Here is a 17098-nt window from a genome sequence, read left to right on the forward strand (position 1 = left end):
AACGTGTCGACCGACACCGCACTGCTGACCGCCGTCCGCCCGAACTCGCGTCGGGCGGACGGCGGGTGGCGGGAGTTCCGGCGGGCCCTCCCGTGGATCGCCCCAGCCACCCTGCTCATCACCCTCGTGGTCTTCTTCCCCGCGGGCCTCATGATCTACAACTCGACGCGCGAGATCTCCCGCAGCGGCGTCGACCGCGGTTCCGCGGGCATCGAGAACTACACCGAGCTCTTCTCGCAGGCCGTCCTGCCCGGGATCCTGCTGCGCACCCTCGTGTGGGTCGTCGTCGTGCTCGCCGCGACCGTCATCATCTCGCTCGCGATCGCGCAACTGCTCGACAAGGCGTTCCCGGGCCGCCGCATCGTCCGCATGATCGTCATCATCCCGTGGGCGTCGTCGGTCGTCATGACGACGATGGTCGTGTTCTACGGGCTCGAGCCGTTCATCGGCATCTTCAACCAGTTCTTCGTCGACGTCGGCCTGCTCGATCAGCCGTACGGCTTCACGAAAAACCCCGTGAGCGCGTTCGTCTGGTCGATGGTCGTCGCCGTGTTCGTGTCGCTGCCCTTCACGACCTACACGATCCTCTCGGGCCTCCAGACCGTGCCGAGCGATGTGCTCGAAGCGGCCGCCATGGACGGCGCGGGGCCCGTCAAGACGTACTTCCGCATCGTGCTCCCGCAGCTGCGCAGCGCGATCGCGGTGTCCGTGCTCATCAACATCATCAACGTGTTCAACTCGCTGCCGATCCTCCGCGTCATGACCGGCGCGATGCCCGGCAACGACGCGGACACGATCATGACCTACATCTACAAGTTCCTCGACGCGGGCAAGTACGACGTCGCGAGCGCCCTGAGCGTCGTCGGCTTCGTCATCGTGCTCGCGATCGTCGCGATCTACCTCAAGGTCGTCAAGCCCCTGGGAGACCAGTCATGACCACCACGACGAGTGCCCCGCCCGAGACCGCGGGCGCCCGCGCGACGCCCGCACCCCGCAAGCGTCGCTTCACGGAGGACCAGGTGCCGATCGGCAGCGTCCTGCTGCGGATCGGCGGCGGCGTGCTGCTGGCCGTCGTCTTCCTGATCCCGTACGCCGTCATGTTCTTCGGCGCGTTCAAGTCGAAGGCCGAGATCCGCTCGGTCGACCCGACGTACTTCCCGGTCGAGTGGCACCCCGAGAACTTCGTCACGATGTGGTCGACACCCGAGACGCCGCTCGCGCAGAACCTGCTGTCGACGGTCGTGATCTCGCTCGGTGCGACGGTCCTCGTGTTGCTCGTCGCACTGCCCGCCGCGTACTACACGGCGCGCGTCACGTTCCCGATGCGGCTCGCGTTCCTCTTCCTCGTGATCACGACGCAGATGCTGCAGCCGGCGGTCCTGACGGCGGGCATCTTCCGCGAGTTCACGCTCGTGGGTCTCAACGACACGTGGCTGTCGATGATCCTCGTGAACGCCGCGTTCAACCTGTCGTTCGCGACGTGGATCATGCACTCCTTCTTCTCGTCCATCCCGAAGGAGATCGACGAGGCCGCGCAGCTCGACGGCTCGGGCATGTGGAAGACGCTGTTCCGCATCAACCTGCCGCTCGTCTGGCCGGGCATCGTCACCGCGACGATCTTCACGTTCGTCGCGTGCTGGAACGAGTTCGCGGCGTCACTCGTGCTGCTGACCTCGGCCGGCAACCAGCCGCTCTCGGTCGCGCTCACGAAGTTCGTCGGCCAGTACGAGACGAGCTGGCAGTACGTGTTCTCGGTCTCGGTCGTCTCGATCGTGCCCGTCGTCATCCTCTTCATGCTCATCGAGAAGCGCCTCATCGGGGGGCTCACCGCGGGAGCCGTGAAGTAACGAACGTTCCCGACGAGGACAGACGTCGGGAACCATCGGCGGGGCGGGGATCGCGCGGAGCGGTCCCCGCCCCGTTCGTGCGCGCGCCGCTCGGACGAACGCCGCCGGGCGCACGCCGCGCCGTCGTGGACACGCCCCGTCGGAGTGCCCGGACGTGCCGCCGGTTCGAGGACGACACGACGGTCGGAGTAGCGTGGACGGGTGCCAGCCGTCCCAGCCGCCCCGAACGACGCGTCGGGCGGCGACTCCTGGAAGGGCCACGAACGCGGCTCGCGGGAGTTCGGCCGGGTGCGACTCGCGCTCTTCTTCGCGGGCGTCGTGACGTTCGCACAGCTCTACGCGCCACAGGCCGTCCTGCCCGAGATCGCGACGGAGTTCGGGATCGACGCGAGCCGGGCGTCGCTCATGGTCTCGACGGGCACGTTCGGCGTCGCCGCCTCGGTGCTGCCGTGGTCGCTCGTCGCGGATCGCGTCGGGCGCGTGCGCGTCATGTCGATCTCGGTGATCTCCGCGACCGTCCTCGGACTCGTCACGGCCGCGATGCCGCTCTTCGAGCTCGCCGTCGCGCTCCGACTGCTCGAGGGCATCGCGCTCGGCGGCATCCCGGCCGTCGCGCTCGCCTACCTCAACGAGGAGGTCACGCGCCGGGCCGCCCCGCTCGTCGCGGGTATGTTCGTCGCGGGCAACACGATGGGTGGCCTCATCGGCCGGATCGTCTCGGCGCCGATCGGGGAGCTGCTCGGCTGGCGGCTCGGCCTGCTCGCCGTCTCGGTCGTCGCGATCGTCGCGACGCTCGGCTACCTGTGGGCGGTGCCCGAGCCGCGCGGCTTCACACCACCGCCGCGCGGCACGAACACGCTGCGCGACGACGCGATCGAGACGCTGCGGCACGTCGGCCTCCACCTGCGCACACCGGCGCTCATCGGCACCTACGCGCAGGCGCTCCTGCTCATGGGCGGCTTCGTCGCGATCTACAACTTCCTCGGGTTCCGGCTCGTGGGCGCCCCCTACGACCTGCCGACGTGGCTCGCGAGCCTCACGTTCCTCGCCTACCTCACGGGATCGATCGCCTCGCCGATCGCGGGCAATCTCGCGACCCGCTTCCCGCGCAAGGGCGTCCTGCTGGGGTGCATCGCCGTCACCGCGTTCGGGCTCGTGCTCACGGTGTTCGAGCCGCTGTGGCTCGTGATCGGCGGGCTCGTGATCTTCACGGGAGCATTCTTCGCGGCGCACTCGGTCGCGGCGGGCACCGCGGGGAGCATCCCGACGCACGGCCGGGCGCAGTCCTCCGCGCTCTACAACCTCTGCTACTACCTCGGCTCGAGCGTGTTCGGCTACCTCGGTGGCCTCCTCTACGAGTCGTTCGGCTGGACGGGCACGGCCGGCATGGTGCTCGGGCTCGTCCTCGTCTCGGCGGCCGCGGCGATCGCCCTCATCCCCTGGCGGCCACCAACCGGGCTCATCGCGACGGGCGCGATCCCGACCACGGGGCCCCGCGGCTGACCCGCTCGCGACGGCACGCCCTGGCGAGCCGCGGGCCCCGCTCCCTAGGATGCGGGGAGGGAGCGGGGGTTCCCTGGACCGGGGGGCCACGCATGGACGACACGACGACGCGCGTCCTTTCGACGAAGGAGGCGGCCGCGTTCCTCGGCGTCTCGCGCACCGAGGTGCAGCGCGCGATCGCGCGCGGCATCCTGCCGTTCGTCGACCGGGCACCGGCGCAGCCCCGGCTCGGGGTGACGCTCGACGCACTCGTCGCGTTCGCCGATCGCCCCGTCGAGCTGGCCGCCTCACCCACCGTGCCCGCTCGCGACACCGCCTCGCCACTGCACGCCGGCTGATCCACGGGGGATCCGCGGGGAGCCACTGCGGCGACCGCGTGGCACCGCCCCACGTCGACCGTGCTCGCTACGTTGAGCGCATGGCCACCGATCCCACCGTGCCGGGCGACGCCGACGAGCGCACCCCGCACGACGCAGCACACGTCCACGACGACGCGGCCCACCCGGCCGCGAACGCCCCCGTCCCCCAGCCCGCCGACGACACCACGCGCCACCAGGACGACGACGCGACCCGGACCGCCGCGTCCGGCGTGGTCGCGTCCGTGTCGGCATCGGACGCCCCGAACGGCGAGGCGATCACGGAGCCCCACCCCACCGCGACGGGACGCCGCCCCGTCGGCGTGCGGATCGAGCGCCCCTTCGTGCTCGGATTCCTCCTCACGCTCGGCGGCCTCACCGCCTGGCTCCTCGGCACGACGCTCACGGACATCTCGACGATCCTCGTCTACATCGCGTTCGCCCTGTTCATCGCGCTCGGCCTCGACCCCGTCGTGCGCTGGATCATGCACCGCGGCCTGTCGCGCGCGTGGGCCGTCGTCATCACGATCGTCCTGTTCCTCGTCGTGTTCGTGGGTGTGTTCTGGCTCGTGATCCCGACCGCGGTCGACCAGATCACGCTCTTCGTGCAGTCCGTCCCGTCGCTCGTCACGGAGTTCATGCGCTCGGACTTCTTCCACTGGCTCGAGGGCTTCTTCGGCACCGGCCTGCAGACGCTCGTCACCGACGCGCAGTCCTTCATCGCCGACCCGGCGAACATCGCGGCGATCGGCGGCGGCGCGCTCCAGGTCAGCGCGACGGTCTTCAACGGCATCTCCGGCACGATCATCGTCCTCGTCCTGACGCTCTACTTCATCACGTCCCTGCCCGGCATCAAGACGTCCCTGTACCGCCTCGCCCCGGCGCGGAGCCGCGCGAGCATCTCCGAGCTGAGCGATCAGATCACCGACTCGATCGGCGGCTACCTCGGCGGCATGGTCGTCCTCGCCGCGATGAACGCGATCGTCTCCGGCGTCCTGTACGCCGTCCTCGGCTTGCCGTTCCCGCTGCTCATGGCGGTCATCGCGTTCTGCATCACGCTCATCCCGCTCGTCGGAACCGTCCTGTTCTGGAGCATCGGGTCGGTCCTCGCGGTCTTCTCCGACCCGCTCTCGGCGCTCGTCTTCGCGGCCGTGTACCTCGTCTACATGCAGATCGAGGCGTACCTGCTCACGCCGCGAGTCATGAGCCGGACGATCTCAGTGCCGGGCGCGCTCGTCGTGATCGGCGCCCTCGTGGGCGGCACGCTGCTCGGCCTGCTCGGCGCGCTCGTCGCCATCCCCGTCACGGCCTCGATCCTGCTCATCATCAAGAAGGTCTGGATCCCGCGCCAGGACGCGAAGCGCTGACGCCACGCCGGGCGTCGACCCGCGGCGGGCTCGAGCGCGTGTGCCCGCGCGGATCCGGGCCACCCGTGACCTGCCGGATCGGTCGGCCCGACGCCGGCGGACGGCACGACGTGGCTCACATGCTCGTCTCGGCGCGTTCGTCGGGCCCAGGGCGCCCCGCGCGCTCGTCCGCGACGTGGGTGTGCATGCGCTCGCCCACGTCGTTGAAGATGCTCAGCACGGTCGCCGCCCGTCCACCCGCCGCGCTCATCGCGTGCGGGATGCTCGTGTCGAACTCGGCGGCCTCGCCGCGCGTGAGCACGAGGTCCTGTTCGCCGAGGCGCAGTCGCAGACGACCCGAGAGCACGTAGAGCCACTCGTAACCGTCGTGCACGCGCAGCGCCGGGAGTTCGCGCACGGGCGGGTACACGATGCGGTACGTGCTCACGGGCGAGTGCTCGGGGGCGAGCGGTGTGATGACGAGCCCCTCGCGATGCACGACGGCCCGGCGCACCCGCGGGTCGGGCGCCTCGCGCACGAGGAGGTCGTCGATCCGGATGCCGAGACGTCGCGTGAGCGGCACGAGCAGCTCGAGGCTCGCCTGCCGCTTGCCGGACTCGAGGCGTGAGAGCGAGCTCGCCGACATCCCCGCGTCGGCGGCGAGCTCGTCGAGCGTGAGCCCGCGCGCGCGTCGCGCGGCCCGCAGTCGCGGGCCGAGCTGATCGAGTCCGTCCGTCATGGCTCCCTCCGTCCGTCGACGTCCCTCGCAGGCCACCACGACCCGATGTGCGAGCCGGCCGCATCCGTCCAGGACTTGCTGTTTCTGCAAGATCACTTGCCATCTTGTCACGCCGGGTCGAACCTGTCGACATGACGCAGAACGACGCTCCCACGCTCCACGACACGATCGTCATCGGCGGCGGTGCCGCGGGTCTCTCGGCCGCCCTCATGCTCGGGCGCGCCCGGCGGGACACGCTCGTGATCGACGTGGGCAGCCCGCGCAATCGCTTCGCGGACCACATGCACGGCGTGCTCGGCAACGAGGGCACACCACCCGACGAGCTCCTCCGCCGCGGCCGGGAGGAGGCCGCCGGCTACGGCGTCCGCACGATCCCCGGCACGGTCGCGACCGTCACCGACGTCCGGGCGGCGTCGAGGTGGGCCTCACCGACGGCCACCTCCTCCGCTCGCGTGCGCTCGTCGTCGCGACGGGCCTGACCGACGAGCTGCCGCCGGTCCCCGGCCTCGCCGAACGCTGGGGCCGGACCGTACTGCACTGCCCCTACTGCCACGGGTGGGAGGTGCGCGACGAACGCATCGGCGTCCTCGCGACCTCACCGATGGCGCTCCACCAGGCCCGGCTCGTGCGACAGTGGAGTGAGTCGAAGTGACGTCGGGGCGTCCGGGGCCGTTCGGCGGGCCCCGGTCGCGGTACCCGTCGGCGGGTCCCGCTCGCTCCGATGTCGTGTCACGACCGTGCCGGAGCGCGTTCCGGGCCGTCCAATACGGGCGCCCGATGGGTTCCCATCGGGTCACGCGATGGATCGTCGGAGCCTCGCGGGACGGCCACGGATCGGCGCCGGTCCGCGGATCTCGGCCGCGCAGCACCCCTCGCGGGTGTCCCGGGAACACGTCGGCGCCGAGGACTCGCGCCGTCACGGGACGACACGGGCACTCGGCGCCGGGTGGGGCGTCGGGCTCAGGCGGGGTCGCCCGGGGCGTCCCCGATCGCGACGGGCAGTTCGTCCCTGTTCGACCACTGGCTCCACGAGCCGGGATAGAGCGCGGGGTCGAAGCCCGCGAGCTCGAGCGCGAGCACGGTGTGTGCGGCCGTCACGCCCGAACCGCAGTACGCGACGATCGGTCGATCCGGCTCGACCCCGAGTGATTCGAAGCGTTCGCGGAGCTCCGCCGCGCTGCGGAACCGGCCGCGCTCGTCCAGGTTCTCGCCGGTCGGTGCGCTCCGGGCACCGGGTACATGGCCCGCGCGCGGATCGATCGGCTCGACCTCGCCGCGATAGCGTTCGGCGGCCCGCACGTCGAGCAGTACGCCGCTGCGCGGGACGCCCGCGACCTCGTCGAGGGACACGCGCGCGAGCGCGCCCGGTCGCACGCGCGCCGTCCCCCCGCCCGGCGGGTCGACCTCGCCTGCCTCGACGGGGAGCCCGGCCGCCTGCCACGCCGGGAAGCCGCCGTCGAGGACGCGCACCCGTTCGAGCCCGGCGTCCCGCAGCACCCACCACGCGCGCGCGGCCGCGGTCGCGCCCACCGCGTCGAGGACGACGATCTCCGTCCCGTCGTCGATCCCCCAGCGCGTCACCGCCGCCTGCAGCCGTTCGGCCGAGGGCAGTGGGTGCCGACCGAGCCGCGGGGTCGGCGGGTCGGACAGCTCGGTCTCGAGATCGACGAACAGCGCGCCGGGCACGTGCCCCGCGAGGTAGTCGTCGTGCGTGTGCGGATTCCCGAGCTGCCAGCGGACGTCGAGGACGCGGACGTCCTCTCCGGCCTCCAGCAGGCGCGCGAGTTCCTCGGCTTCGATGAGTTGGTTCGGTCGGTTCGACACGGTGGTCCCTTCGTTCGTCGGTCGTCTCGCGTCCCGCGCTCGCGGGCGGTCGGCACGCCGAGCTCGTCGCTCAGGGCGCGAGCGCGACGGCGCGCACCGCGCCCGCCGCCACCAGTGTGCCCACCTCGTCGTGCATCGCGCCGAGAACGCGCTCGTCGATCCCGGGCCGCCCCGCGACGTACACGCCGATCGTGCCGAGCGACGGGAGCCCCGCGACGGGCCGCAGGCCACGCGGGACGCCCGAGAAGGGGAGGGCGCCGACGCCGAGGCCCGCCCGCGCCGCCGCGACCACCCCCTCGTGGTTCGCCGCCTCGGCGGCGAGCCGCACGTGCGTCCCGCGCGCGTGCAGCAGCTCCGTCGCCCGGCGGCGGATGCCGCACGGTTCGCTGCAGGCGACGAGCGGCACCTCGTCGTCGAGGTCGCCGTCCGGATCGCCCGCGCTGAACCAGTCGAGCGCGAGGCGACCGGCGGGTCGCCCGGGTACGTCGCCGCCGAACCCGACGAGGACGGCCACGTCGACGGTTCCGCGCGCGAGCTCCGTGGCGATCGCGGCGGAGCGGCCGATCCGGAAGCGGAGGCCGCGGCCGGGCAGGGCCTCGGCCAGGGCCGGTCGGAGGCCGTGCGAGAGTTCGTCGACGAGGGCCCCGCTCGCCCCGACCACGACGGGGGCGGCGTCCTCGAGGGTCCCGAGTCTGCGCAGCGCGTCGTCGTGCTGTTGCAGGATCGCGCGCGCCTCCGCGAGCAGCCGGTCGCCCGCGTCCGTGAACACCGCGCGGCGCCCCTCGCGCCGGACGAGCGCCCGCCCGATCACGCCCTCGAGCTGTCGCACGTGCTGGCTGACGGTGGGTTGGCTGATGAACAGGGCGTCCGCGGCGCGGCCGAAGCCGCCGCGATCGGCGATCGCGACGAAGCTCCGCAATTGCGTCACTCCGAGCACCTGGTTCATGCGTGCAGGCTACGAAGCGTCCCGGGTCGCCTCAACGCGGCCGGTCGCCGGGCGTCGCACCGGGTTACGGGCCGTAACCGGACGTTCCCGCGACGACGACGGCAGCGGTGCGCAGGCGCGTCCCCACGACGACGACGACGGAGCGCAGATGCGCTCCGCCGCCGTCCGCCGCGCGCACCGGTGGGTCGTTCGCCCGCCGGTGCGCGCGCCGTGGATCAGTGCTCGTCGTAGTGGTCCTCGTGCACCGCGTGACGGTGGCCGTCGTGCACGTAGTCGACGTGGTCCTCGTGCTGCACGGCCTCGTGGCCGCAGTTCTCACCGTGGGTGTGCTCCGTGACGGTGTGCTCGGCGACGGACTCGTGCTCGTCGTAGTGGTCGCCGTGGAGCGCGTGGTGGTGCGTGCCGTGCACGTAGTCGACGTGGTCGCCGTGCTGCACGGTCTCGTGGCCGCAGTCCGGTCCGTGGGTGTGCTCCGCCGTGGTGTGCTCGGCGTGGATGTCGGTGCTGGTCATGCTGGTTCCTTCCGTTCGATGCGTGGCACGTCCTCCACGGCGGCCCCCTCGGTCGCATGGGGTTCCCGGACGTGCGTGAGCGCGTCCTGGATGACGTGTGTGACGTGGTGATCGGCGACCTCGTAGATTGCCTCCTTGCCGTGTCGGACCGCGGTGACGAGCCCCGCCTGCCGGAGCGTGCGCAGATGCTGTGAGACCAGCGGCTGCGACAGCCCGGTTGCGGAGCTCAGCGCGCTCACGGTGCGGGGTTCCTGCCCGATGAGGTGCAGGAGACCGAGCCGCGATGCGCTCCCGAGGACCTTGAACAGTTGCGCCGCCTGGGCGACGCCCGGTTCCACGTCCATGTCTTCATCCCATCACTCGCATAAACGGATTGCAATATGACTATACTAATTGAGAACGCTGCTCAGCGTTCGGAGGGGAGGCCGGGATGGCCGCGACGACCGACGGCAACCGTGACGCCGCACAGAAGCACCCGCCCGTGCAGAAGCGCAACACCGCGCAGAAAGCGGCCGTCCGGACGGCGCTCGAGCAGTCGCCGGGCTTCATCTCCGCGGCGAAGCTGCACCATCAGCTCATCGAGGAGGGCGGCACGATCGGGCTCGCGACCGTGTACCGGCAGCTCAACGCGCTCGCCGAGGCGGGCGAGGCCGACACGATCACGGTGCAGAGCGGGCAGCTGTTCCGCGTGTGCGAGCCGGACGGACACCACCACCACCTCGTGTGCGAGGTGTGCGGCAAGGCGGTCGACATCGAGCCGCCGAGCGAGGCGTGGATCCGGAAGGTGGCCGACGAGCACGGTTTCACGGTGACGGGCCACGTGCTCGAGGTCTTCGGCCGCTGCCCGGACTGCGCGGCGAAGCCCACCCCCGAAAACCCCTGACCCCGGCCCCTACCTGCCTGATCCCCTGCTCCCCTGATCCCCTGACCACCTGATCCCCTGACCACCTGACCACCACGGGCCAGACGCCACGCATCCAGCCGGGTTGTTGCTACCGGGCCGCGGGCCCGGTAGCAACAACCCGGCTTTCTGTGCCGCACAGGATGCGCGGAACGAGCAGCGCGGCCAGGAGCGAGGGGATCGCGAGCACGAGCCACGGCGCGGCGGCGGCCGCACCGGTCCCGAGCACTGGCCACGGGGCGGCGGCCGTCACCTCGGCCCCGAGCGCGAACAGCCGACCCACGAAGACGTTGCCGATGAGCACGGCCACGCCGCCCGCCGTCGCGAGCAGGCCGAAGAACGAGCCGGTCGGCCCGGCGACAGCGAAGCGATGCACACGCCCGAGCGCCGTCGGGTTCGCGGCGAGATGGCCGAGGATGATCCCCGTCGCGGTGCCGAACGCCGCGATGATCGCCGCCGTCCGCGACACGGGCACGATCGCCGATGCGGCGGCGAGCCCGAACCCGGCCGCGGTCACGAGGTACCCGAGGCGGAGCGCGCGTTCGTCGCCCAGTCGTGCGCACACTCGCGCGATCGGGAGTTGCGCACCGAGCGTGAGCACCGACACCCACACGAAGAGGAGCGCGACGACATCGGCGCCCGCGCCGACCACGGCCAGCGCGAGCGGCAGCGCCAGATAGAGCTGGTTGTACGCGAGAAGATCCGACGCGTGCAGTGCCGCGAACGCGACGAAGCGCCGATCCCGGAGCGCCGCCCAGCCGCGCGCGGGCGGGTGCTCCGCGGGGTCCTCGCCCTCATCCGGCTCGCCGTCGATCCGGGCACCGCCGTGCCCGTGGGATCCGAGCCCGTGGGATCCGCGCGCGTCCGCACGCGGGTCGCCGCGACCGCGGCGAGACCGGCCCCGGCCTCGTCCGCGCGTCGCGTCGGGGCGCGGCAGGAGCCAGGCGAGCAGGACGCCGATGACCACGAACATCCCCGCACCCGCGGCGGCGACCGTCGCGAAGCCGAGGCCGAGCAGGAGCGCCCCGACGACGGGGCCGATGACCGCGCCGACCTCCCCCGTCACCCCGAGCCACGCGAACAGCGTCGCCCGGCGCCGCGCACCCGCCGGGCCTCGACGCGACTCGGCGTCCGCGATGAGCACGTTCAGGCCCGGCGAGAACAGCGCCCCGCCGAGGCCCGTGAGCACGGTCCCCACGACGAAGAGCCACAGCGCGGGCTCGGGCGACCACAGCGAGGCGGCGAGCGTGAGGAATCCGAGGACGCGCACGCCACAGCCGACGAGGATGAGCGTTCGTGCGCCGAAGCGATCGGCGAGCACGCCACCGACGAGGAACATGCCCTGCTGCGCGAACGTGCGCACCCCGAGCACGAGGCCGACGGCGGTGCCCGCGAGCGCGAAGTCGTCGGCGAGCACGATCGCGATGAACGGCACGACGGCATAGAAGCCGATATTGAACGCCATTTGCGCCCCGAGCAGCGTCGGCACCTCGGTGCGGGGAGCGCGGACCGTCGACGCCACACGAGCGGACGCCACGCCGCCGGTCACTCCGGCATACGGTGCGCGCTCCTCGAATGCGTCGTCCGAGCTCATCCGCGTCCCGTTCCTCTCCATCGCTCCTCCTGCGGGCTGTGCACGCGCCACAACACACGCCGCCCCGAGCGCGGCCCGCGACGGATCATGCGTGACGGCCGGGCACGGCGTTCGGCCGCGATCCGGATGCGCCCGGCGGTCGGGTGCCGGCCGTTCGCCCACGACACGATCGCCCCGTCACCCGCGCGCCGGTGCGCACGGGGCGGCGCGTCCGGCGTGGCGGACGGAGGCGCACGGCGCTCCGGCCACGCCTCCCGACGCCGTCCTGCACGTCACGATCACGCGTTTCGCTCATCACGACACGCGAACGCGCACGGAGTTGCACGACGATCGCCCATAATCAATACTGATTATCAATTATGGGAGCCACGATGACCACATCCGCACGGGTGCACGACGAGCATGCCACGTCCACGCCGTCCGCGCCGTCCGCGCCGTCCGCGGACGCCGCGAGTCCCGCGAGCGACACGGCCCTCGTCACGCTGCACGACCTCACGGTCCGCGATCGAGCCGGCCGCATCCTGCTCGACGTCCCCGCGCTCACGATCACACCGGGCGAGCGGATCGTGCTCACGGGCCGCTCGGGGAGCGGCAAGTCGCTCCTTCTCGGCGTCCTCACGGGCCGGACCGCCCCGTCGCTGCGCGTGACGGGCACCCGCATCGCCAGGCTCCCCCGCATCGGGCTCGTGCCACAGCGCGGACTCGATGCGCTGCATCCCCTCGTCCCGCTCGCCCGACAGCTCCGCGCCGTGACGGGCTCGAGCCCGGAACGCGTCGCCGAGGTGCTCGACGCCGTCGGCCTGTCCGACCCCGCGCTCCGTCGCCGACGACCCGCCGAGCTCTCGGGCGGTCAGACCCAGCGCGCGGCCGTCGCGCTCGCGGCACTCACGCGCGCACCGCTCATCGTCGCGGACGAACCGACGAGCGCGCTCGACCCCGACTCCCGCGACCGCACGCTCCGTCTGCTCGAATCCGTCGTCGACGACCGACAGACGCTCGTGGTCGCGACCCACGACACGACCGTCGCGACACTGCTCGGCGACCGTCACCTGCGCATGTCCGCAGGCCGACCGACCGACGTGTCCCGCGCACAGTCGCCCGCACCTGCGGCACACGACGACGCGACGACCACCGTCGACGGCGCGCAGGCCGTACCGCGCGCGGCGGAGCGGAACGCGGGGACGGCCGCGTGAGCGCCGCCGCCTCCCCCGTCCTCGACATCGTCGACGTCACGGCCACCCACGGCCGAGGCTCGGGTGCGCGCCGCACGCTCGCCCCCACCTCGCTCCGCGTCGATCGCGGCGAGTCGGTGGCCGTCGTCGGCGCGTCGGGCGCCGGCAAATCGACGCTCGCCGACATCGTCCTCGGCCTGCGCCCGCCCGCCGACGGGCACGTGTCGGTCCGCGGCGAGACCTGGTGCACCGACCGCACGGCCCCCTCCCGTCGTGAGCGGCACATCGTGCAGGGGGTGCCGCAGGATCCGTCCGCGGCGTTCGTCCCACGATGGACGCTCCGGACGTCGATCGTGCACGCCGTCCGGGCACTCACCGACCACACCGACGTCGACGAGCGGATCGACGCCGCGGCGACGCTCGCCGAACTCGACCCGGCACTGCTCGACCGCAGGCTCTCCGAGGTGTCCGGCGGGCAGGCGCAGCGCGCCGCGATCGCGCGTGCCCTCGCGGTCGGCCCGGCCGTCGTCGTCGCGGACGAGCCCACGAGCGCCCTCGACCCGGAGACGGCCGTCCAGGTCTCGACCGCGCTCCTCGGGCTCGCGCGCACGACCGGCATCGCACTCCTGCTCGTGACCCACGACCCGGCGCTCGCCGCTCGCTGCGACCGCACGGTCACGATCACCGCCCCGCACGCCGCCTGACGGCTCCGCGGGATCCGCACCGATCGCGCCCACCGCTTCACCACCGCTCCACCCCGACGACGGGCCCCGTGCCCCGTCGCGCCCGCACGGTCTCGCCCACCGGCACGCCGGTCGGCGTCGAACGCTCCACAACAGGATCCCGAAAGGAACCCCACCATGTCCGCACCTCCGCGCCGACGCGCCCTGCGTGCCCTCGCGCTCCTCGCCCTGCCCGCCGTGCTCCTCAGCGGCTGCTTCGCCCAATCGGGCTCCGGAGCCGACGACGGGGAACGCATCTCCATCGCCATGCTGCAGCCGCCGCGCTCGGGGCTCAGCCCGCTGAGCGACGACGCGTTCAAGCTCTCGCGCTGGTCGACGGCCGAGACGCTCATCGTGCTCGACGCGAACGGCCAGGCGCAGCCCGGCCTCGCGACGGCGTGGGAGCGCGTCGACGACACGACGTGGCGCTTCGACGTCCGCCAGGGGGTGTCGTTCCACAACGGCGACCAGCTCACGGTCGAGTCCGTCGTGAATGCGCTGCAGCACGCGATCGACGCATCACCGGTGCCCCGCATCCTCGACGGCGTCGACATGCAGGTCGTGGCCGACGGCGACTCGGTCGTCGTCACCACGGACCAGGCCGACCCGCTCCTCCCGAACCGCCTGTCGAGCCCGCAGCTCGCGATCCTCGACGACGACGCCTACACCGACACCGGCGTGAACCCGGTGGGCACCGGCACGGGCCCGTTCGAGCTCGTCGCGGTCGACGGCATCGTCGGTGCGACGCTCGACCGCTTCGACGGCTACTGGGGCGAGCCCGCCACCGCGAGCGGCATCGACGTGTCGTTCATCCCGGACGGCACCGCGCGAGCCGCGGCACTCCGCACGGGCGAGGCCGATGTCGTCGAGGCGATCCCCGCCGGCCAGGCCGCGTCGATCGACGCGAACCTCATCACCGAGGTGCCGATGCCCCGCACCAACACGCTCTACCTCAACACCGAGCGCGGCCCGTTCGCCGATCCCGCCGTGCGTGCCGCGGCACGCGAGGCGATCGACCGGGCCGCGATCGTCGCCTCCGTCTACGAGGGCCGCGCCGACGTCGCCGAGGGACTGCTCGGACCGGCACTCCCCTGGGCGGCCGAACATCGCTCGGACGCCGCGTACGAGGAGGTCGTCGCGTCCCGCCCGCAGGCGGCGAAGGTCGACGGCGTGACGATCACGCTCGGCACGTTCACCGACCGCGCCGAGCTCCCCGAGGTCGCCGTCATGCTCGAACAGCAGCTCGAAGCGGTCGGGTTCGACGTCCAGCAGGACGTGCGCGAGTACCAGTTCATCGAGGCGGACGCGATCGACGGCGCGTTCGACGCGTTCATCCTGTCGCGGGCCACGGTGCTCGACTCGGGCGACCCGGTCGCGTACTTCGCGTCCGACTTCTCGTGCAGTGGCGGCTTCGGGATCTCGCAGCTGTGCTCGTCCGAGGTCGACACGGCGATCAACGCGGCCTCGGTGACCGAGGCGGGAGCGGATCGACAGAAGGCGACGATGCTCGCCGAAGCGAGCATCCTCGCGACCGACGCCGCGATCCCGCTGCTCCACGAGCGCGTCATCCAGGGCGAGGCGTCGAATGTCGTCGACGCTGCGCGTGACCCCGCGGAGCGCACGCTCATCACGGCGCGGACCCACCTCGATGCCGCGCCGTAGGACGTCCCGCCCCGGCGCACGACCGCCCGCGCTCTCCCTCCACGGTGACGTGGTCGGGACGATCTCGCGGGTGCTCAGCGGGATCGCGCTGCTGCTCGTGGCCGGGGCACTGCCCTGGCTGTCGCAGCGCGATCCCGCCGCGTCGGTGCTCCGGGCCCGCTACGCCGAACTCGAGCCGACCCCCGAGGCGCTCGCCGCGATCCGCACCGAGCTCGGCCTCGACGGCGGGCCGATCGTCATCAGCCTGCGCTGGTGGGGCGGCATCCTGCGAGGCGACTTCGGGACGTCGTGGGTGAGCGGCGCACCGATCGGATCGGGAATCTGGCACACCCTCGGCGTCTCGGCGACGCTCGCACTGTTCGCGATCGTCGTCGCGCTCGTCGTCGCGGCGGCGCTCGTCGTCCCCGCGGTGCTGCGCGTGTTGCGCGACCGGCCGCAGCGTGGCTCCGGGCCCGTCGGCGTCGCGCTGACGGCGCTGCCCGAGTTCCTCCTCGCGAGTGCCCTGCTCGTCGTCGTCGCCGTGCAATTGCGCTGGCTGCCGCCGTACGGCTGGACCGGCCTCGACACCGCGATCCTTCCCGCCCTCGCGCTCGGCATCCCCGCGGGCGGACTGCTCGGGCGGCTCCTCGCCGATGCGATCTCCGGTGTCGCGGGTGAGCGCTGGGTGACGGTGTGGCGCCTCGCCGGTGCGCCCGGCCACGTCGTGCTCGGCGGCGTGCTGCGCCGTGCCGCGGCCGCCGTGATCGACCAGCTCGGCCTCGTGCTCATCGGACTGCTCGGCGGTGCCGTCGCGGTCGAACAGGTCTTCGCGATCCCCGGCCTCGGGCGCTATCTGCTCGGCGCCGCGAACGCGCAGGACCTCCCCGCCCTGCAGGCGGGCGTGCTGCTCATGGCCCTCGTCGCCGTGCTCGTCGGCGTGCTCACCGGCCTCGCGCGGCGTGCGCTGCGCGGCGGGCCGCTGCCGCCCGGCGCGCTTCCGCAACCGCCGGAGGCGCGTGACGACGGCCGCTCGGCGACGTGGACCGCCGGGATCGCGCTCGGGCTGCTGCTCGTCATCGTCCTCGTCGGGTTCCCGCGCGATCCGTACGCGATCGTCCACCCGCGTCTCGCCGAGCCGTCGTTCGAACTGCCGTTCGGCGCGGACGCGAGCGGGCGGGATCTCCTCGCCCGCGTCGCGCACGGAACGATCGGGACCCTCGGGCCGGCACTCGGCATCGTGCTGCTCGCGATCCTCGTCGCCATCGCCCTCGCCGTGCTCGGCGAGATCGCGCGCGGCCCGGCCGAGATCGCGAACGCGACGCCGCCGATCCTCGCCGGCGTGATCATCGCCGCGCTCCTGGGCCCATCGGTCGGGGGTGCGGCGCTCGCGGTGTTGTGGGTGACGTGGCCGCCCCTCACGGCGCACGCCGCCGCGCTGATCGACGAGGCGAAGGCGATGCCGCACATCCGATGGCTGCCGCTCGCGGGCGCGTCCCGGTTCGAGATCTGGGTGCGGCACATCGTCCCCGCGACGCTGCCGCCGCTCCTGCGGCACGGCATGCTGCGGCTGCCGGGGGTCGCGCTCGGGCTGGCGGCCCTCGGGTTCCTCGGGCTGGGCGCGCAGCCGCCGCTGCCGGAGTGGGGCCTGCTCCTGTCCGAGGGCATCGACTACGTCGAGCGCGCACCGTGGACGACGGTCGGCCCGGCGCTCGCGCTCGTGCTGACGTCGGTGCTCGCGGTCGCTCTCGCGGGTCTCCGTCCGCCGGTGCGCCGCCCGGGCCGGTGGCGCCATCGCCCGTCGGCTCCGACGACCGACGAGAACGAAACGAAGCCGGAGGCGGCGACCCCGGTCACCACGCCGTAGCGGCACGGCGACGCCCACCACTGCCGCCGCGGAGACCCCGGGACAAAGGTCCCGGAGTCTCCGCGCTCCGCAACCCGCGGTCCCGGAGTCCCACGGCTCCACAGCACCACGGCTCACTGGCCCGAGCCCCT

18 protein-coding genes are annotated in these 17098 nt (G+C 72.7%); 12 read left to right on the plus strand and 6 right to left on the minus strand.

The genetic code is table 11. The annotated features are described in order from the left end of the window. Positions 1 to 3 precede the first annotated feature (3 nt). The 5 genes from HNR16_RS14290 (at position 4) to HNR16_RS14310 (ending at position 5073) form a co-directional block, all read left to right on the plus strand. On the plus strand, positions 4 to 936 hold the full coding sequence (locus tag HNR16_RS14290; RefSeq protein WP_225737927.1) for a carbohydrate ABC transporter permease: 933 nt from the start codon (positions 4 to 6) through the stop codon (positions 934 to 936). Continuing rightward, positions 933 to 1847, plus strand: a complete 915-nt coding sequence (locus HNR16_RS14295; RefSeq protein WP_179558273.1) for a carbohydrate ABC transporter permease — start codon at positions 933 to 935, stop codon at positions 1845 to 1847. The genes HNR16_RS14290 and HNR16_RS14295 overlap by 4 nt, the downstream gene beginning before the upstream one ends. A gap of 201 nt (positions 1848 to 2048) precedes the next feature. Further along, the gene (locus HNR16_RS14300) at positions 2049 to 3350 is read left to right on the plus strand and encodes an MFS transporter (RefSeq protein ID WP_158041372.1); all 1302 of its coding nucleotides are present in this window, start codon (positions 2049 to 2051) and stop codon (positions 3348 to 3350) included. A 92-nt stretch (positions 3351 to 3442) separates the two neighbouring features. Further along, a complete protein-coding gene (locus HNR16_RS14305) occupies positions 3443 to 3688 on the plus strand; it encodes a helix-turn-helix transcriptional regulator (RefSeq protein WP_158041371.1) in 246 nt (81 codons plus the stop codon). Between the two features lie 80 nt (positions 3689 to 3768). After that, positions 3769 to 5073, plus strand: coding sequence for an AI-2E family transporter (locus HNR16_RS14310; RefSeq protein WP_158041370.1), 1305 nt, complete (start codon positions 3769 to 3771; stop codon positions 5071 to 5073). Between the two features lie 115 nt (positions 5074 to 5188). Here HNR16_RS14310 and HNR16_RS14315 read toward each other — a convergent pair whose 3' ends face one another. After that, positions 5189 to 5791, minus strand: a complete 603-nt coding sequence (locus HNR16_RS14315; RefSeq protein ID WP_158041369.1) for a helix-turn-helix domain-containing protein — start codon at positions 5789 to 5791, stop codon at positions 5189 to 5191. A 131-nt stretch (positions 5792 to 5922) separates the two neighbouring features. Here HNR16_RS14315 and HNR16_RS14320 point away from each other — a divergent pair, with 131 nt between their 5' ends. Together HNR16_RS14320 and HNR16_RS18395 are read left to right on the plus strand one after the other, a co-directional pair. After that, complete coding sequence (locus HNR16_RS14320) at positions 5923 to 6270, plus strand: FAD-binding protein (RefSeq protein ID WP_225737926.1); 348 nt, start codon at positions 5923 to 5925, stop codon at positions 6268 to 6270. Beyond that, positions 6210 to 6443 carry an NAD(P)/FAD-dependent oxidoreductase gene (locus tag HNR16_RS18395; protein WP_225737925.1) on the plus strand — a complete coding sequence of 78 codons (234 nt, stop codon included), beginning with the start codon at positions 6210 to 6212 and terminating at the stop codon, positions 6441 to 6443. Before HNR16_RS14320 ends, HNR16_RS18395 begins: the two co-directional genes overlap by 61 nt. A gap of 308 nt (positions 6444 to 6751) precedes the next feature. Here HNR16_RS18395 and HNR16_RS14325 read toward each other — a convergent pair whose 3' ends face one another. The 4 genes from HNR16_RS14325 to HNR16_RS14340 all read right to left on the minus strand — a co-directional run bounded on the left by HNR16_RS14325 (position 6752) and on the right by HNR16_RS14340 (position 9417). Beyond that, positions 6752 to 7615 (minus strand): sulfurtransferase, encoded by an 864-nt coding sequence (locus HNR16_RS14325; protein ID WP_158041368.1) that lies wholly within the window; start codon positions 7613 to 7615, stop codon positions 6752 to 6754. A gap of 70 nt (positions 7616 to 7685) precedes the next feature. Further along, positions 7686 to 8561 carry a LysR family transcriptional regulator gene (locus HNR16_RS14330; RefSeq protein WP_158041367.1) on the minus strand — a complete coding sequence of 292 codons (876 nt, stop codon included), beginning with the start codon at positions 8559 to 8561 and terminating at the stop codon, positions 7686 to 7688. Between the two features lie 215 nt (positions 8562 to 8776). Beyond that, positions 8777 to 9073 carry a hypothetical protein gene (locus HNR16_RS14335; RefSeq protein ID WP_158041366.1) on the minus strand — a complete coding sequence of 99 codons (297 nt, stop codon included), beginning with the start codon at positions 9071 to 9073 and terminating at the stop codon, positions 8777 to 8779. Then, positions 9070 to 9417, minus strand: a complete 348-nt coding sequence (locus tag HNR16_RS14340; protein ID WP_158041365.1) for an ArsR/SmtB family transcription factor — start codon at positions 9415 to 9417, stop codon at positions 9070 to 9072. Before HNR16_RS14340 ends, HNR16_RS14335 begins: the two co-directional genes overlap by 4 nt. An 86-nt stretch (positions 9418 to 9503) precedes the next feature. Here HNR16_RS14340 and HNR16_RS14345 point away from each other — a divergent pair, with 86 nt between their 5' ends. Further along, positions 9504 to 9956 carry a Fur family transcriptional regulator gene (locus HNR16_RS14345; protein WP_158041364.1) on the plus strand — a complete coding sequence of 151 codons (453 nt, stop codon included), beginning with the start codon at positions 9504 to 9506 and terminating at the stop codon, positions 9954 to 9956. Between the two features lie 109 nt (positions 9957 to 10065). Here the strand turns inward: HNR16_RS14345 and HNR16_RS14350 are convergent, their stop codons facing one another. Next, positions 10066 to 11568, minus strand: coding sequence for an MFS transporter (locus HNR16_RS14350; protein ID WP_179558274.1), 1503 nt, complete (start codon positions 11566 to 11568; stop codon positions 10066 to 10068). Between the two features lie 371 nt (positions 11569 to 11939). Between HNR16_RS14350 and HNR16_RS14355 the strand changes: the two genes are divergently transcribed. The 4 genes from HNR16_RS14355 (at position 11940) to HNR16_RS14370 (ending at position 16967) form a co-directional block, all read left to right on the plus strand. After that, positions 11940 to 12761, plus strand: coding sequence for an ATP-binding cassette domain-containing protein (locus tag HNR16_RS14355; protein WP_158041362.1), 822 nt, complete (start codon positions 11940 to 11942; stop codon positions 12759 to 12761). Further along, the gene (locus HNR16_RS14360) at positions 12758 to 13444 is read left to right on the plus strand and encodes an ATP-binding cassette domain-containing protein (RefSeq protein ID WP_158041361.1); all 687 of its coding nucleotides are present in this window, start codon (positions 12758 to 12760) and stop codon (positions 13442 to 13444) included. The genes HNR16_RS14355 and HNR16_RS14360 overlap by 4 nt, the downstream gene beginning before the upstream one ends. Before the next feature lie 156 nt (positions 13445 to 13600). After that, positions 13601 to 15124: an ABC transporter substrate-binding protein gene (locus tag HNR16_RS14365; protein ID WP_158041360.1), complete on the plus strand. Its 1524-nt coding sequence runs from the start codon at positions 13601 to 13603 to the stop codon at positions 15122 to 15124. A 70-nt stretch (positions 15125 to 15194) separates the two neighbouring features. Beyond that, on the plus strand, positions 15195 to 16967 hold the full coding sequence (locus HNR16_RS14370; RefSeq protein ID WP_225737924.1) for an ABC transporter permease subunit: 1773 nt from the start codon (positions 15195 to 15197) through the stop codon (positions 16965 to 16967). Positions 16968 to 17098 lie beyond the last annotated feature (131 nt).

It is taken from the genome of Pseudoclavibacter chungangensis (assembly GCF_013410545.1).
GTDB lineage: Bacteria > Actinomycetota > Actinomycetes > Actinomycetales > Microbacteriaceae > Pseudoclavibacter > Pseudoclavibacter chungangensis.

Excerpts from the sequence above, each read along its gene's own strand:
- HNR16_RS14295 (WP_179558273.1), top strand. The coding sequence starts at position 933 with ATGACCACCACGACGAGTGCCCCGCCCGAGACCGCGGGCGCCCGCGCG.
- HNR16_RS14305 (WP_158041371.1), top strand. The coding sequence starts at position 3,443 with ATGGACGACACGACGACGCGCGTCCTTTCGACGAAGGAGGCGGCCGCG.
- HNR16_RS14310 (WP_158041370.1), top strand. The coding sequence starts at position 3,769 with ATGGCCACCGATCCCACCGTGCCGGGCGACGCCGACGAGCGCACCCCG.
- HNR16_RS14315 (WP_158041369.1), bottom strand. The coding sequence starts at position 5,791 with ATGACGGACGGACTCGATCAGCTCGGCCCGCGACTGCGGGCCGCGCGA.
- HNR16_RS14320 (WP_225737926.1), top strand. The coding sequence starts at position 5,923 with ATGACGCAGAACGACGCTCCCACGCTCCACGACACGATCGTCATCGGC.
- HNR16_RS14330 (WP_158041367.1), bottom strand. The coding sequence starts at position 8,561 with ATGAACCAGGTGCTCGGAGTGACGCAATTGCGGAGCTTCGTCGCGATC.
- HNR16_RS14335 (WP_158041366.1), bottom strand. The coding sequence starts at position 9,073 with ATGACCAGCACCGACATCCACGCCGAGCACACCACGGCGGAGCACACC.
- HNR16_RS14340 (WP_158041365.1), bottom strand. The coding sequence starts at position 9,417 with ATGGACGTGGAACCGGGCGTCGCCCAGGCGGCGCAACTGTTCAAGGTC.
- HNR16_RS14345 (WP_158041364.1), top strand. The coding sequence starts at position 9,504 with ATGGCCGCGACGACCGACGGCAACCGTGACGCCGCACAGAAGCACCCG.
- HNR16_RS14350 (WP_179558274.1), bottom strand. The coding sequence starts at position 11,568 with ATGAGCTCGGACGACGCATTCGAGGAGCGCGCACCGTATGCCGGAGTG.
- HNR16_RS14355 (WP_158041362.1), top strand. The coding sequence starts at position 11,940 with ATGACCACATCCGCACGGGTGCACGACGAGCATGCCACGTCCACGCCG.
- HNR16_RS14365 (WP_158041360.1), top strand. The coding sequence starts at position 13,601 with ATGTCCGCACCTCCGCGCCGACGCGCCCTGCGTGCCCTCGCGCTCCTC.